Source organism: Salinispora pacifica CNR114, from assembly GCF_000514775.1.
GTDB lineage: Bacteria > Actinomycetota > Actinomycetes > Mycobacteriales > Micromonosporaceae > Micromonospora > Micromonospora pacifica.
In genome coordinates this window covers 59,149-73,485 of record NZ_AZWO01000015.1, presented here as the reverse complement: position 1 = coordinate 73,485, position 14,337 = coordinate 59,149, and the positions used below count along the sequence as shown (strand labels likewise).

At 70.4% G+C, this 14,337-nt stretch carries 14 protein-coding genes; 2 read left to right on the top strand and 12 right to left on the bottom strand.

The features are described from left to right. Window positions 1-35: 35 nt before the first annotated feature. The 10 genes from B118_RS0111105 to paaA form a co-directional block, all read right to left on the bottom strand. On the bottom strand, window positions 36-716 hold the full coding sequence (locus tag B118_RS0111105; protein WP_018222456.1) for a NuoB/complex I 20 kDa subunit family protein: 681 nt from the start codon (window positions 714-716) through the stop codon (window positions 36-38). Between the two features lie 14 nt (window positions 717-730). Continuing rightward, window positions 731-1,096 (bottom strand): NADH-quinone oxidoreductase subunit A, encoded by a 366-nt coding sequence (locus B118_RS0111100; RefSeq protein WP_018217175.1) that lies wholly within the window; start codon window positions 1,094-1,096, stop codon window positions 731-733. 111 nt (window positions 1,097-1,207) lie between these two features. Then, window positions 1,208-2,479 (bottom strand): geranylgeranyl reductase family protein, encoded by a 1,272-nt coding sequence (locus B118_RS0111095; RefSeq protein WP_018222455.1) that lies wholly within the window; start codon window positions 2,477-2,479, stop codon window positions 1,208-1,210. A 204-nt stretch (window positions 2,480-2,683) separates the two neighbouring features. Next, window positions 2,684-3,391, bottom strand: a complete 708-nt coding sequence (locus B118_RS0111090; protein ID WP_027646670.1) for a demethylmenaquinone methyltransferase — start codon at window positions 3,389-3,391, stop codon at window positions 2,684-2,686. Between the two features lie 324 nt (window positions 3,392-3,715). After that, on the bottom strand, window positions 3,716-4,906 hold the full coding sequence (gene mqnC / locus B118_RS0111085) for a cyclic dehypoxanthinyl futalosine synthase (protein WP_018821833.1): 1,191 nt from the start codon (window positions 4,904-4,906) through the stop codon (window positions 3,716-3,718). A gap of 128 nt (window positions 4,907-5,034) precedes the next feature. Next, the gene (gene paaE, locus B118_RS0111080) at window positions 5,035-6,144 is read right to left on the bottom strand and encodes a 1,2-phenylacetyl-CoA epoxidase subunit PaaE (protein ID WP_028192772.1); all 1,110 of its coding nucleotides are present in this window, start codon (window positions 6,142-6,144) and stop codon (window positions 5,035-5,037) included. Beyond that, on the bottom strand, window positions 6,141-6,617 hold the full coding sequence (gene paaD / locus B118_RS0111075; protein ID WP_018222451.1) for a 1,2-phenylacetyl-CoA epoxidase subunit PaaD: 477 nt from the start codon (window positions 6,615-6,617) through the stop codon (window positions 6,141-6,143). Before paaD ends, paaE begins: the two co-directional genes overlap by 4 nt. Beyond that, complete coding sequence (gene paaC, locus B118_RS0111070; RefSeq protein ID WP_028192771.1) at window positions 6,614-7,438, bottom strand: 1,2-phenylacetyl-CoA epoxidase subunit PaaC; 825 nt, start codon at window positions 7,436-7,438, stop codon at window positions 6,614-6,616. The genes paaD and paaC overlap by 4 nt, the downstream gene beginning before the upstream one ends. Continuing rightward, a complete protein-coding gene (paaB, locus tag B118_RS0111065; protein WP_018222449.1) occupies window positions 7,435-7,755 on the bottom strand; it encodes a 1,2-phenylacetyl-CoA epoxidase subunit PaaB in 321 nt (106 codons plus the stop codon). Before paaB ends, paaC begins: the two co-directional genes overlap by 4 nt. Further along, window positions 7,752-8,822 (bottom strand): 1,2-phenylacetyl-CoA epoxidase subunit PaaA, encoded by a 1,071-nt coding sequence (gene paaA, locus B118_RS0111060; protein ID WP_018811856.1) that lies wholly within the window; start codon window positions 8,820-8,822, stop codon window positions 7,752-7,754. Before paaA ends, paaB begins: the two co-directional genes overlap by 4 nt. Before the next feature lie 348 nt (window positions 8,823-9,170). Here paaA and B118_RS0111055 point away from each other — a divergent pair, with 348 nt between their 5' ends. Then, entirely contained in the window at window positions 9,171-10,106 is a 936-nt protein-coding gene (locus B118_RS0111055; RefSeq protein ID WP_026185663.1) for a serine hydrolase, read from the top strand. After that, window positions 10,106-11,038, top strand: a complete 933-nt coding sequence (locus tag B118_RS0111050) for a serine hydrolase (RefSeq protein WP_018811857.1) — start codon at window positions 10,106-10,108, stop codon at window positions 11,036-11,038. Before B118_RS0111055 ends, B118_RS0111050 begins: the two co-directional genes overlap by 1 nt. A 112-nt stretch (window positions 11,039-11,150) precedes the next feature. Here B118_RS0111050 and B118_RS0111045 read toward each other — a convergent pair whose 3' ends face one another. Both B118_RS0111045 and B118_RS0111040 read right to left on the bottom strand, forming a co-directional pair. Further along, the gene (locus B118_RS0111045; RefSeq protein WP_018811858.1) at window positions 11,151-12,002 is read right to left on the bottom strand and encodes a menaquinone biosynthetic enzyme MqnA/MqnD family protein; all 852 of its coding nucleotides are present in this window, start codon (window positions 12,000-12,002) and stop codon (window positions 11,151-11,153) included. Between the two features lie 133 nt (window positions 12,003-12,135). Beyond that, window positions 12,136-14,283, bottom strand: coding sequence for a HelD family protein (locus tag B118_RS0111040; protein ID WP_027648935.1), 2,148 nt, complete (start codon window positions 14,281-14,283; stop codon window positions 12,136-12,138). Window positions 14,284-14,337 lie beyond the last annotated feature (54 nt).

Here is a 14,337-nt window from a genome sequence, read left to right as displayed (position 1 = left end):
CCCTCCGTTCACGACCGCGGGGCTCGCAAGCTCAGTCACTTCTTCAACCCCTCGTACTGCTGCAGGTGGGGCTGGGCCTTCATCCAGTTCTCAATCCGCAGCTGCTCCTCGCGGCCCTCGCGGACAGCCTTCGTCCACTCGGCGCGGCGGGCCTTGTCGCTGCGGTACGACGACGGCATCGACCCGTAGGGCACGACCGGCACGTCACCGCGCGCCTTGCGGGCCTCCATCATCTTGCGGCCGTTCGGACCGAGGGGCTCGTGCATGATCTTCTCGCGGAGCTTGAGGACCGCGTCGATGAGCATCTCCGGCCGGGGCGGGCAGCCGGGCAGATACATGTCCACCGGCACGACGTGGTCAACGCCCTGGACGATCGCGTAGTTGTTGAACATGCCGCCGCTGCTGGCGCAGACGCCCATCGACAGCACCCAGCGGGGCTCGGCCATCTGGTCGTAGATCTGCCGGAGCACCGGGGCCATCTTCTGGCTCACCCGTCCGGCAACGATCATCAGGTCCGCCTGCCGGGGTGAGGCCCGGAAGACCTCCATGCCCCAACGGCCCATGTCGTAGTGCGGTCCGCCGGCCGCCATCATCTCGATGGCGCAGCAGGCGAGGCCGAAGGTGGCCCCCCAGACCGACGACTTACGCGACCAGTTGACGAACTTCTCCACCGAGGTGAGCAGGACACCGGCGGGGAGCTTCTCCTCGATACCCATCTACGGTTCCTTCCTCAGTCCCAGTCCAGGCCGCCGCGCCGCCACACGAAGGCGTACGCGACGAAGACCGCGACGATGAACAGGACCATCTCCACAAGGCCGAAGATCGGCAGGGCATCGAACGAGACAGCCCAGGGAAAGAGGAAGATGATCTCGATGTCGAAGACGATAAATAGCATCGCCGTCAGGTAGAACTTGATCGGAAACCGGCCGCCACCGACCGGCTGCGGGCTCGGCTCGATTCCACACTCGTACGCCTCGAGCTTGGCCCGGTTATAGCGGCGCGGGCCGGCGAGGCGGGCGGCTGCCACGGAGAACAGCGCGAACGCCGCGGCGAGGGCGAACAACCCGATGATCGGTATGTAAGGCGAGAGCGACATCGTTTCTCCTGCTCGTCCTTCCCTGCCCTCGATGCTGGACAAATATCACACTATTCACATCCCGATCGGCGATTGCCGGCGGGGTCAAAACACACCGCGATCCAGACCGCGTCACACAGCTGGCGCCGCCTTCGTCATCGCGTTGATGACCCGGTCCATCGCATCCCCGTCGCGCGGGTCGGTCAGGTTGGCCAACAACTTGAGCACGAAGCGCATCAACATCGGGTGCGGCAGGCCGTACTTCGTGGCCGCCCGCATGATTTCGGGGCGACCGATCAGCTTCACGAAGATGCCGCCGAGCCGGTAGTAGCCGCCGAACCGGGCCTTCAGCTCCGCCGGGTACGCCATCAGCGCGCGCTCCCGCTCGGAGCCGGCCGGACGGGCGAGCGCCTGTACCGCGACCTCCGCGGCCAGCTCCCCCGACTCCATCGCGTACGCGATGCCCTCGCCGTTGAACGGGTTGACCATGCCGCCGGAGTCGCCGACGAGCAGCGTTCCCCGCGAGTAGTGCGGCACCCGGTTGAAGCCCATCGGCAGCGCCGCGCCGAGAATCGACCCCTCGGCGTTGGCCTCGTCGGCGATCCCCCACTCCTCGGGGGTGTTGGCGAGCCAGTCGGTGAGCAACCGCCGGTAGTTCGTCTTACCGAAGGCGGCGGAGGAGTTCAGGACACCGAGCCCGACGTTCACCCGGCCGTCGCCCAGCCCGAAGATCCAGCCGTAGCCGGGCAGTAGCGCGTCGCTGCCCTTGCGGCGCAGCTCCAGCCAGGACTCGAGGTAGTTGTCGTCGTGTTTGGCCGGGCAGCGGTAGTACCGCCGGACCGCCACGCCGAGCGGTCGGTCATCCCGCTTGGCCAGCCCGAGGGCGAGCGGGAAGCGACCGGACACACCGTCCGCGGCGACCACGAGGGGCGCCCGGAAGGTAGCCGGTGCCTGCTCCGAGCCGACCGCCGCCTCTACCCCGACCACCCGGCCGGCACGGTCGAAGATCGGGGCGGTGACCTCCACCGCGGTGCGCAACTCGGCGCCGGCGGCGACGGCGCGCCGGGCGAGCAGTTCGTCGAAGTCCAGCCGGGGACGCACCAGGCCGTAGTTGGGGAAGCTGGCCAGGTCGGGCCAGTCCAGTTCGAGGCGGAGGCCACCGCCGACGACCCGCAGGCCCCGGTTGCGCACCCAGCCCGCCTCGACCGAGGTGTCCACGCCCATCCGCACCAGCTGGCGCACCGCGCGCGGGGTCAACCCGTCGCCGCAGACCTTCTCCCGGGGGAACTCGGTCTTCTCCAGCAGCAACACTCGGACGCCGTGCTGGGCCAGGTGGTACGCGGTCGCCGAACCACCTGGGCCCGCGCCCACGACAATCACCTCGGCGTCGTTCTCCGTGGTCATCCGCACCTCCCCTCCCGCACGCTCGTGAAAACGTTCACAAGCCAGACGGTACGGAGTCTATGACCGGCCAGCTGCCGGCCGCATATTAGGGGCACCTAACTTGCCGCGGAACCTGCCGGTCAGCGCGGCAGGGGCGAGGTGTCGGCTCGCTTCGGCACGAATCGCCGTTCTGCGGCCGGCCTGCCCGAGGCACGGACGCCGCCGTCACGGCCGGAAGGCACGGTGCAGCGCGACGATGCCGCCGGTCAGATTGCGCCAGCCCACCCGCTGCCAGCCCGCCGACCCGATCAGCTCCGCCAGCGCCGCCTGATCCGGCCACGCGCGGATCGACTCCGCCAGATAGACGTACGCGTCCGGGCTGCTCGCCACCGACCGCGCCACCGCCGGCAGCGACCGCATCAGATATGACAGGTAGATCGTGCGGAAGGCGGGGTTGACCGGGGTGCTGAACTCACAGACCACCAGCCGGCCGCCGGGCTTCGTGACCCGGGCCAACTCGCGCAGCGCCGCCGCGGTGTCCTGCACGTTGCGCAGCGCGAAGGAGATGGTCACCGCGTCGAAGCTGGCGTCGGCGAAGGGCAACCGCAGCGCGTCCCCGGCCAACAGGGGCACCTCGGGGCGGGCCCGCCGACCCGCGGCCAACATACCCAGGGAGAGGTCGGCGCCGACCGCGTACGCCCCCGAACGGGCGAGCTCCCCGGTCGAGACGCCGGTGCCGGCACCCACGTCCAACACCCGCTCGCCAGGCCGCAGGCCCAGCGCGGCCCGGGTCGCCCGCCGCCAGGACCGGTCCCGCCCGAAGGAGAGAACGGTATTCGCCAGGTCGTAGCGGGCGGCCACCCCGTCGAACATCGCGGCGACCTCATGCGGCTGCTTGTCCAGGCTGGCGCGCTGGCCCTGAGACGTACTCACCCCTCCACTGTGCCAGCCGTCGCACCTCCCGCCGGGAGGCCCCCCTACCAGGACATCCGCGCCGCAGCTCACGGACGGAGCGGGCCGACGGCCCGCCTCGTCGCCGCTGACTGGTCAATCACCCTGGATAGCCCACTGTGCGGGCAGGCTGACGTGGCCCCCCGCAGCCACGCCGGGGGATGTCCGGACCAACGGCGGTTGTCAACCTCAACGTGGACCATCACCCAGCAACAGGTCACCGAGGTCGATACCTTCGGCCCACAGCCGCTGAGCCGTCCGGCCCACCCGTGGAACCTCATCCGCGGGTGGCGCCAGCCGGCCATCTCAGCCGGCGTCAACCAGTGGCAGCGTCTTCCCGGCACCGCCGCCGGGCAGGGCGATCGACGAGAAGTGCGACACCACCCGGTCATCCCGCGGGTCCTCGGCGGGGGTGCGGTGCACGGCGAGTCGCCGGTAGTGGGTGTCCCGCTGAGCGGGGATCCGGTCCGCCGACCGGATCATCCCGATCAGGTCGTGCAGGTTCGAACGGTGCCGCGCTCCGGCCGAGGAGATGACGTTCTCCTCCAACATGATCGAGCCCAGATCGTCAACCCCCATGTGCAGCGCGAGCTGACCGACATCCTTGCCGGTGGTGAGCCACGACGCCTGGAGGTGCGGCACGGTCTCGAAGAAGAGCCGGGACACCGCCACCAGCCGCAGGTACTCCAGGGTGGTGGCCTGGGTCCGCCCCTTGAGGTGGTTGTTCTCCGGCTGGTAGGTCCACGGGATGAACGCCCGGAAACCCCGCGTCCGATCCTGCACGTCGCGGATCATCCGGAGGTGCTCGATCCGCTCGCTGGCGGTCTCCCCGGTGCCCATCATCATCGTCGCGGTCGACTCGACGCCCTGCTGGTGGGCGAGCTCCATCACCTCGAGCCAGCGCTCACCGGACTCCTTCAACGGCGCGATCGCCTTCCGCGGCCGGGCCGGCAGCATCTCGGCGCCGGCGCCCGCGATCGAGTCCAGGCCGGCCGCCTTGATCCGGGTGATGGCCTCGGTCAGCCCCACGCCGGACACCTTCGCCATGTGCAGGATCTCGCTCGGGCCGATCGAGTGGATGGCGAGCTGCGGGTAGGCCCGCTTCACCGAGGAGAAGAGCTCCTCGTAGTACTCCACCCCGTAGTCGGGATGGTGCCCACCCTGCAGCATTACCTGGGTGGCGCCCAGCTCGACCGCCTCACCGCAGCGGCGCAGGATCTCCTCCGTCGGGTGGGTCCAGCCCTCCCGGTGCTTGGGCGCACGGTAGAAGGCACAGAACCGGCACGCCGTCACGCAGACGTTCGTGTAGTTGATGTTGCGGTCGATCAGATACGTGACGATGTTGTCCGGGTACCACCGCCGGCGTACCGCATCGGCCGCCTCACCCAGCGCGTGCAGGGGCGCTTCGGTGTAGAGCAGCAGGGCCTCCTCAGGCGTGATCCGCCCGCCGTCCGCGCCGCGCTGCAGGATGTCGTTGATCTCCCGGCTCACCGTCACGCTCCCGAGCCTACGTCGCCCCGGCCCAACCCGTGACGAGCGGCCACCGGCGGTGTGAGCTCTCCGGCCCCTCAACCCCGCCGCCGCCGGGAAGGCCGGCCGTCCGCGGCCGGCCCCATCCGGTGGCGTCAGGCATCGTAGTCAACGGTGAGCCGATCAGTGGTCGGGCTCGACTGGCAGGTCAGGACGTAACCAGCCGCCAGCTCGTCCGGCTCCAGCGCGTAGTTGCGGGCCATCGTCACCTCGCCGGCCACGACCTTCGCCCGGCAGGTCGAGCAGACGCCCCCCTTACACGCGTACGGCAGCTCCGCGCGGACCCGCAGCGCCGCGTCCAGCACCCGATCCGCCCGCCCCATGGTCACCGTGGACGAACGCCCGTCCAGGACGATCGTGACCTCGGTACCCGCCGTCGGCTGGTGCTCGGGGCGGTGGACCGGCTCCGGCGGCGCGTCCACGTGGAAGAGCTCGGCGTGCACCGCGGCGTCCGGGACACCCCGGGCGGCCAGCACTCGCTGGGCGTCCGTCACCAGCCCGTACGGGCCGCAGAGGAACCACTCCTCGATCGCCGCGCCCGGCACGATGGTGTCCAGCAGCCGGCCCAGCCGCTCGGCGTCGACACGGCCGGAGAGCAGGGGCGACTCGCCCTGTTCGCGGGAGAGCACGTGGACCAGGTGCAGCCGGGTCGGGTACCGGTCCTTCAGGTCGGCGAGTTCCTCGGCGAACATCACGGTGTTCGCCGCGCGGTTGCCGTACACCAGGGTGAAGGTGCTGGCGGGCTCGACGGCCAGGGCCGTGGTGACCAGGGATAGCACCGGGGTGATGCCGGAGCCGGCGGCCACCGCCGCGTAGGCGCGTACCCGGTCCGGGTGCAGCGCGGTGGTGAAGTGACCGAGCGGCGGCAGCACCTCGACGGTGTCCCCGCCCCGTAGCGCCCCACAGGCGTACCCGGAGAAGGCGCCGCCGGGGATCTCCCGGACCCCGATCCGCAGCACGCCCCGCTGGCCCAGATCCTGGGGCGTCGAACAGATCGAGTACGAGCGCCGTACCTCCTCGCCCTGCTCCGTCGTCCGGCGCACGGTGAGGTGCTGGCCGGGGTCGAACGCGAAGCTCGCGCGCAGCTCGTCCGGTACGGCGAAGGTGACCGCCACCGCGTCGGCGGTGAGCCGGTCGACGGTGGCCACGGGCAGCGGGTGGAAGACCGGCCGACGACGGGTCGGCCGGGTGATCGTGACAGTCACAGTGCCTTCAGGTGGTCGAAGGGTTCAGTACAGGATCGGCAGCGTCGTAAAGCCTTACACGCGGTCGAGCCGAAGCGGCTGATCTGCTCGGTCTCCGGGGATCCGCACCACGGGCAGCGGACGGTCAGGGTCAGCGGTACCGGGCCGGTGGGGCGGACCGGACCCGGTGGGGCGATGCCGGCCCGGGCGAGCTTGGCCCGCCCCGCCTCGGTGATCCAGTCGGTGCTCCACGCCGGCGTGTAGACCGTACGGACCTCGGCCGGCGGGTGGCCGGCGGCGACGAGCGCCCGACGGATGTCGGCCCGGATCACATCCATCGCCGGGCAACCGGTGTAGGTGGGGGTGATGGTGACCACCACCCGACCGGTGGCCGGCTCCTCGGCAACCGACCGCAGAATGCCGAGTTCTTCGATGGTGATCACCCGAAGCTCGGGATCCACCACCGCGGCCACCGCGGCCCGGGCGGTCGTCACCAGGACGCTCCGGGATGCGCGCGGTGTAGCACCTGCAGCTCGGCGAGCAGGTAGGACAGGTGCTCGGTGTGCACGCCGTTCCGGCCGCCGGCCGGCGTCCAGGAGGTCTCGGGCACCGTCAACGTGGCCTCGGTGAGCACACTGGAGACGACCGAGTCGAAGTCGGCGCGCAGGGTGGCCGGGTCGACCGGCGCGGTCGGGTCCGGGGTGAGGAGTTCGTGCGGGTACGGCCACACCTCGTCCACCGCCGCCTGCATCCGGCGGTGTGACTCGTCGGTGCCGTCGCCGAGCCGCCGTACCCACAACGAGGCATGATCCAGGTGGTAGGCCGACTCCTTGCGCGCCTTCGCCCCGATCGCGGCCAGCCGCTCGTCGCCGCAGCCGGCCAGCGCGGTGTAGAGCGGCACCTGGTACGCCGCCAGGAAGAGCAGCTTCGCCATGGTCACCGCGAAGTCACCGTTGGGCAGCTCGACCAGGAGGCAGTTGCGGAACTCCCGGTCGTCGCGCCGGTACGCCAACGCGTCCTCGTCCCGCCCAGCTCCCTCCAACTCGCCCGCGTAGGTCAACAGCAGGCGTGCCGCCCCAAGCTGGTCGAGGGCGATGTTGGACAGGGCGATGTCCTCTTCCATCTCCGGCCCGCGGGTGCACCACTCGGCGAGCCGCTGGGCCGCGACGAGCGCGTCGTCGGCGAGGCCCAGGACGAACTCGAAGCGCTTGGTGACCGGCTCCGGCGCGGCCGGCGTCAGCTCCGGCGCGGCCGACGTCGTCCCCGAGGCGGTCGGCACGGCCCTCGGTCCGGTCTGTTCGACATACGCGGTCACAGGTGAGCAGCCCCCTCCGGCACCTCGTAGAAGGTCGGGTGCCGATAGACCTTGTCCGCCGCCGGGTCGAAGAAGGCGTCCTTCTCGTCCGGGCTCGACGCGGTGATGGCGGCGGCCGGCAGCACCCAGATCGACACCCCCTCCTGTCGCCGGGTGTAGAGGTCCCGGGCGTTGTGCAGGGCCAACTCGGCGTCGGCTGCGTGCAGGCTGCCAACGTGGGTGTGGGCCAGTCCGCGCCGGGCCCGGACGAAGACCTCCCAGAGGGGCGCCGGCGAAGCCCCACCCGGCTGGCTGGTCGGCTCGCTGTACTCGCTCACGCCACCCTCTCCTTCCTGCTCGCCTGCTCCTTCTTGCTCGCCTGCTTGGCCGCGTACGCGGCGGCGGCGCTCCGGACCCAGGCGCCCTCCCGGTGTGACCGACGACGGTGCTCCATCCGCTGCCGGTTACACGGACCCGCCCCCTTGATCACCCGCATCAACTCCGCGTAGTCGGGCTGGGTGAAGTCGTAGGCGCCGCGCTCGTCGTTCCAGCACAGCGCCGGGTCGGGAAGCGTGAGGCCGAGCACCTCGGCCTGGCCCACGCACATGTCCACGAACCGCTGGCGCAGCTCGTCGTTGGAGAAGCGCTTGATCTTCCAGGCCATCGACTGGGCGGAGTGGGTGGAGTCGGTGTCCGGCGGGCCGAACATCGCCAGCGACGGGTACCACCAGCGGTTCACCGAGTCCTGCGCCATCTCCCGCTGGGCCGGGGTGCCGTGGGCGAGGGTGTGGAGGATCTCGTACCCCTGCCGCTGGTGAAACGACTCCTCCTTGCAGATCCGGATCATCGCCCGCGCATACGGCCCGTACGAGCAGCGGCAGAGGGGCACCTGGTTGACGATCGCCGCGCCGTCCACCAGCCATCCGATCGTGCCCATGTCGGCCCAGCTGAGGGTCGGGTAGTTGAAGATCGAACTGTACTTCTGCCGGCCGGCCAGCAGCAGGTCAACCAGCTCGTCCCGGCTGACCCCGAGGGTCTCCGCGGCGGCGTAGAGGTAGAGGCCGTGGCCGGCCTCGTCCTGCACCTTGGCGAGCAGGATCGCCTTGCGTTTGAGGGAGGGAGCACGAGTGATCCAGTTGCCCTCCGGCTGCATTCCGATGATCTCGGAGTGGGCGTGCTGGGCGATCTGCCGGATCAGGGTCGCGCGGTACGACTCCGGCATCCAGTCCCGGGGCTCGACCTTCTGGTCGGCGGCGATGACCTCGGTGAAGTAGGCGGCCGGATCCGCGCCGGCGGCACCGTGCCGCCCACGCTCGGCCGCCTCCCGCAGCGCCATCTCGGCCGCCTCGACCTCGCCCAGCAGGCCGCTGGAGGTGTCGTCGGCGGGGAAGTCATTCCCATACATACCTCAAGTGTTACAGCTCGACACACCAATCTCTAGGGGATGTAACAGGTTTCCGGCCGCGGGCGGAGTACCCCGCACCCACCAGCCCGTTATGAGCCGAGTCACAAATAACCCCTAAAAAGGGCAGAAAGTATGCACTGTCTGCAACTCCCGCCACTTATGACACGCCTCCGCCGCGAGCGAGCCTCGGCACGGCGCAGATCCAGACGTAGACTTCCCCGCGGTCACACCGACCTGCTGCCGGCGATCGTTTACGTAGCTGAGGCCGCCCCCGCCTCGACCGCGCCGATCCCTCCCCCGGCCCTGCGAGCCGGCCCCCTGACCCCGACACCTGGAGTTCACCCAGTTATGCGTCCCCGGTTGCTAGCCGTCATGGCGGTCGTCCTCGGAATTGCTTTGATCATTCCCGCTGCGTACACCCGCCTCGACGACGGCGGCACCGACTCCGAGGCGAGCGTCCCCACGCCCGCACCCTCCGCGCCCCCGCCGCCGACCCTGGCCGACGCGCCGGTTTCCGTACCCTTCGAGGGCGAGTTCTTCTCCTGGGCGCTGATGGACCGCCAGACCGACACGATCTCCGGCGCGGAGAACCTCACCGACACCAGCTCCACCGAATCGATGATCAAGGTGTGGTTCGCCGCCGACTACCTGAACCAACTCGGTGACGAGTCGCTCTCGAAGACGATGCGCGATGCCATCACCACCGCGATCCGGGACAGCAACGACGACGCGGCGAACCTGCTCTACCGGGAGGTCGGCAGATCGGCCACCATCGACCGGATGATCAGCACCTGCGGCCTCACCGACACCAAACCCGGCACCGTGCCGGGCTACGTCGGGTGGTGGAGCTTCACCCAGATGTCCCCCCGGGACGCGGTCCGGCTCGGCGACTGCATCGCCGACGGCACGGCCGCCGGGCCGACGTGGACCGAGTTCCTGCTGGACGAGATGAGTCAGGTTCGCGGTACGACCGCCGCCGACGACCAGAACGCGCGCTCCGGAGGCGGCCGCTGGGGGATCATCGACGGCCTACCCGAGTCGATCACCAGCCAGGGCCCGGTCGGCATGAAGAACGGGTGGACGGCGCTGAACTACGACGGCAACTGGCACGTCAACTGCCTCGCGGTGAACGACCAGTGGAGTCTCGCCGTGATGATGCGGTACCCGCAGCAGAGTGGGCTCGACTACGGCGCCCAGACCTGCGCGAGCGTCGCCACCCAGCTCGTCACCCCGCAGCCCGGCGCCGCCCTGAAGGTGCCGCAGCAGCCGACCGAGGACCTCTGATGGCCAGCCAGCCCGACGCACAGCAGGGCGGCACCTCACTGCTCAAGGTGGCCGCGATCACGGCCATCCTGATCGGTTTCGTGCTGGTCTCCCTCCGCCTGCTACCCGGGTCGCCCTTCGAATCGACGGCCACGGCGCTGTGGGGCGAAGGCCCAGCACAGGAGCAGTCCGATGGCCGTGAAGGGCAGGCCCAGCCCACGCCATCGCCGAGCCCGACCCTCGAACCGCTACCCTTCGCAGCGAACGATCTCACCAACCTGGGCATCGACGGCTGGTACGCCTGGAGTGTGCTGGACCGCCGTACCGGTGAGATCATCGGCTCGGAGAACATGACCGAGACCAGCACCACGGCTTCGATGATCAAATCCTGGATCGTCGCCGACTATCTGCGCCGCACGGTGGAGGCCGGCCGGACCCCGACCGACACCGAGCTCGCCGACGCCACCAAGATCATCCGGGACAGTGACAACGCCCTTACCCAGGAGTTCTACAACAACCTCGGCGGATCCGTCACCATCGAGCGCCTGCTGTCCCTATGCGAGCTGACCGACAGCAACGTCGCGGAGGACGGCGGCTGGAGCCGGACCGAGCTGTCCCCACGGGACACCGCACGGCTCGGTGAGTGCATCGCCGACGGCAGGGCCGCCGGCCCGGAATGGACGGACTGGCTCCTTGAGGAGATGCGGCTGGTCCGGGGCGCCGGCGACTTCGGTATCCGCAAGGCGTTCCCGTCAGCTGTCAGCGAGACCATCGCCATCAAGAACGGCTGGGTTGACCGCACCCGCGAGCAGGAGAACCACGTCAACTGCCTGGCGATCGGCGACACCTGGACGATGGGGGTGATGCTGCGCTACCCGGTCGCGCAGGGCTACCAGTACGGCATGGACAACTGCCAGAAAGTCACCGAGGCCCTGCTGGCCGAACCGCTCTGACCGGCGACCCCGCGCCACGAGTTGGTCCGCCGACAAGGCGTGCGGGCCAACGTCGTCACCGCGAGCCGCAGCGGTAGACGCAGGCCGTAACGGTCAACGCGAGCCGTAGCGGTCAGCCGACGAAGCGGGCCGGACCGCCGGCGGGAAGCGCAGGGACGGCGCCGGCGGCAGCGGCCCGCCGGGCGAACTCGCGCAGCCCGGCGATCTGGCGATCCCCCAGGCTGAAGTCCAGCATCCGAAAGTACGTCGCCAGCGTCTCCGCGTCGAAGCTCTCCCAGCGGGCAGCCGCCGTCGCCACCTGGTCCAACTCGGCCAGGCAGAGGTCCCGGGACCGCAGAAACGCCTCGTGCACCTCCTTGACCAGGCCCGGATGCGCGGCGGCGAAATCTCGGCGGACCGCCCAGACGGCGAAAACCATCGGCAGCCCGGTCCACTCTTTCCACGCCTGACCGAGGTCGGTGACGGTGAGGCCGCGAGACGGCGCGTCCAGGAGAGCACGCAGCGCCACATCGCCGATCAGCACCCCGGCGTCCGCCTCCAGCAGCATCTGGGTGAGGTCCGGCGGGCAGCGGAAGTAGTCGGGCCGCACCCCGTACCGCTCGGCGAGCAGCAGCTGAGCCAGCAGCACGCCGGTCCGCGAGGTCGACCCGAGCGCGACCCGACACCCGTCGAGGTCGGCCAGCGGGCGGGTCGAGACGACGTTGACCGAGAGCACCGGTCCGTCACTACCCACCGCGAGATCGGGCAGCAGCAACAGGTCGTCGGCGTTCCGCAGGTACTCCACCAGGGTGATCGGGCCGATGTCCAGATCACCGGCGACCAGCGCGGCGCTCAACCGATCCGGCGAATCCTTGTGCAGGTCAACATCGATCAGGGCGCCCGAGCGCATCAGCCCCCAGTAGATCGGTAGGCAGTTCAGGAACTGGATGTGCCCGACCCGAGGGCGTGCGACCGGCTCTACCATGCCCCGACCGTATCGCCGCCACCACCTATCGCGACGCCGGGTCAGGGCCGAAGTGGCCAACACCGCAGCCAACGCCGGACCCGGACGTCATGCGCTGTCTGGGCCCGCCGCCAAGGGGGCCCGGCGGCGTCAGTCACGCCGGAGCGGGCACCACAGCACCGGCGGCCCGGTCGAGGGCATCGGTGGCGAGCGCTCCGGGCAACGGGCGGGCATGCAGCACCGTCAGCCGGGTCACCGCGCGGGTGAGCACGACGTAGAGCCGGTGCAGTCCGCGCGGTTCCGCGTCCACGATCTCGGCCGGTTCGACGACGATCACGTGGTCGTACTCCAGGCCCTTGGCCAGCGTCGCCGGGACGACGGTGACGCGCCCGTTCTCCGGGGCGTCGAGTTCCCCGGGCTCTTCGCCGGCCGCGACGAGCGCGGCCCGCAGTTCGTCCAGGCGCCGGTCAGCGGCGATCACCCCGACCGACCCCGGTAGCGAGCGGGTCGCGGCCAGCTCCGCGACCACCTCGGCATCCAGGTCGTCCACCCGGCGCAGGACGAGGCTGCCGTCCGAACGCAGCGACACCGCTGGGGGGACGTTCACCTCCAACGCGGGCAGGAGTCGGTTGGCCAGCGCAACGACCGCCTCCGGTACACGGAACCCGGTGGTCAACGGCACGACCGCCGCGTCCGGCCTGCCCAGGTGCCGCAGCGACTCCGCCCAGTCGGTCGCCGCCCACGGTGCCGTGCCCTGGGCGAGGTCACCGAGGAGTGTGATCGACCCGTGCGTGGTGCGCCGGGCGATGGCCCGACACTGCATCGGGGAGAGGTCCTGCGCCTCGTCGATGATGATGTGGTGAAGGCTCGGCTCCCGCTCCAGGAGCCCGGCGGCCTCGTCGAGCAGCACCAGATCGGCGCTGCTCCACCGGACGCTCTTGACGCTCCGGAAGGGCCGGGGCCAGCGCAGCGCCTGACACTCGGCCTCGGTGAGGATGCCCTCGGCGGCGCGGGCCAGCCGCTCCGCGTCGCTGAGCAACTCGAAGACGAGCGACTGCGGCGTCACCGCCGGCCAGCAGGCGTCGAGGAACTCGACCACCGGTGTGGCCTTCCCCATCCGCCGTTGCCACGGCTCCCCCGGTGACTCGCCGGAGCGCGTCTCGGCCTGGCGTTGCAGCAGACCGACGACCCGGGCGCGGACCCGCTCCCGGCCGAGCAGGTACGCGGGATCCTCCCGCCGGGTGTCGTCCACCAGGCGGGTGAGCGCCCCCGGATCGATGCGCCACCGGTAGGCGCCGTCAGATACCTGGATCGCGGAGTCAGCTCGACCGAGCCGGGACCAGAGCGCCCGCCGCAGCACCGTCGCCATCCGAGGGTCGTGCTTGACGACCTCGGCCTCAACCGGATCAACACCGGAGACCGGCACCCGTCCGATGAGCCCCTCCAGGGTGGCCTGCCGCACCTCCAGCTCACCGAGCGCGGGCAGGACCGCCGAGATGTAGCCGAGGAACGCCGGGTTCGGCCCGAGTATCAAGACGCCGGTGCGCCGGAGCCGTTCGCGGTGCAGGTAAAGCAGGTACGCGGCCCGGTGCAGACCGACGGCGGTCTTACCGGTTCCGGGTGCCCCCTGTACGCAGATCGAGGTGTCGAGGTCGGCACGAACCAGCTCATCCTGCTCGGGCTGGATCGTCGCGACGATGTCGCGCATCGGCCCGACCCGGGGGCGTTCGATCTCCTCGATCAGGATCTTGCTGGTGGTGCCGAACTCCTCCCCCTGGTCCAGGTGTTCGTCTTCGAAGCTGGTCAGATCGCCGCCAGCGAAGCCGAACCGACGACGGGTCCGTACGCCCTGCGGGTCACGGGCGCTGGCCTGGTAGAAGGCGCGACTGGCCGGCGCTCGCCAGTCCAGTACCAGCGGCTCACCGAGCTGGTCGGAAACGTGCCGCCGTCCGATGTGGTACCGGCCGGTCACCGGGCCCGCTCCCGGCTCGGGGGCGGCACCGGACGCAGGGGCGTCTCCCGACTCGGCGGCGCCGTCGAGGTCGAGGCGGCCGAAGAACAGCGGCGTACGGGGGTCGTCGGCGAGTTCGGCCACCCGCCGGGCCAACGCCACCCCGAGGGTCTCGGCGGAGAAGGGGTCCCCGGCGATCTTCGCGCCGACGGCGTACATGGCTTCGGCGTGCTGCCGCATCGCGTGCAGGGCCGCCCGCGACGCAGCCATGTGCGCACGCTCGGCGTCGAGCTCAACAGTGAGGTCAGCGGTGCGGTCGGCAGTGCGCTCAGCGGCGTGATCGGCGGGCATGACGGCGGTTCCTCCGGGTCGACAGGGTGACCTGGCCGCCCGGCCACCCGCGTC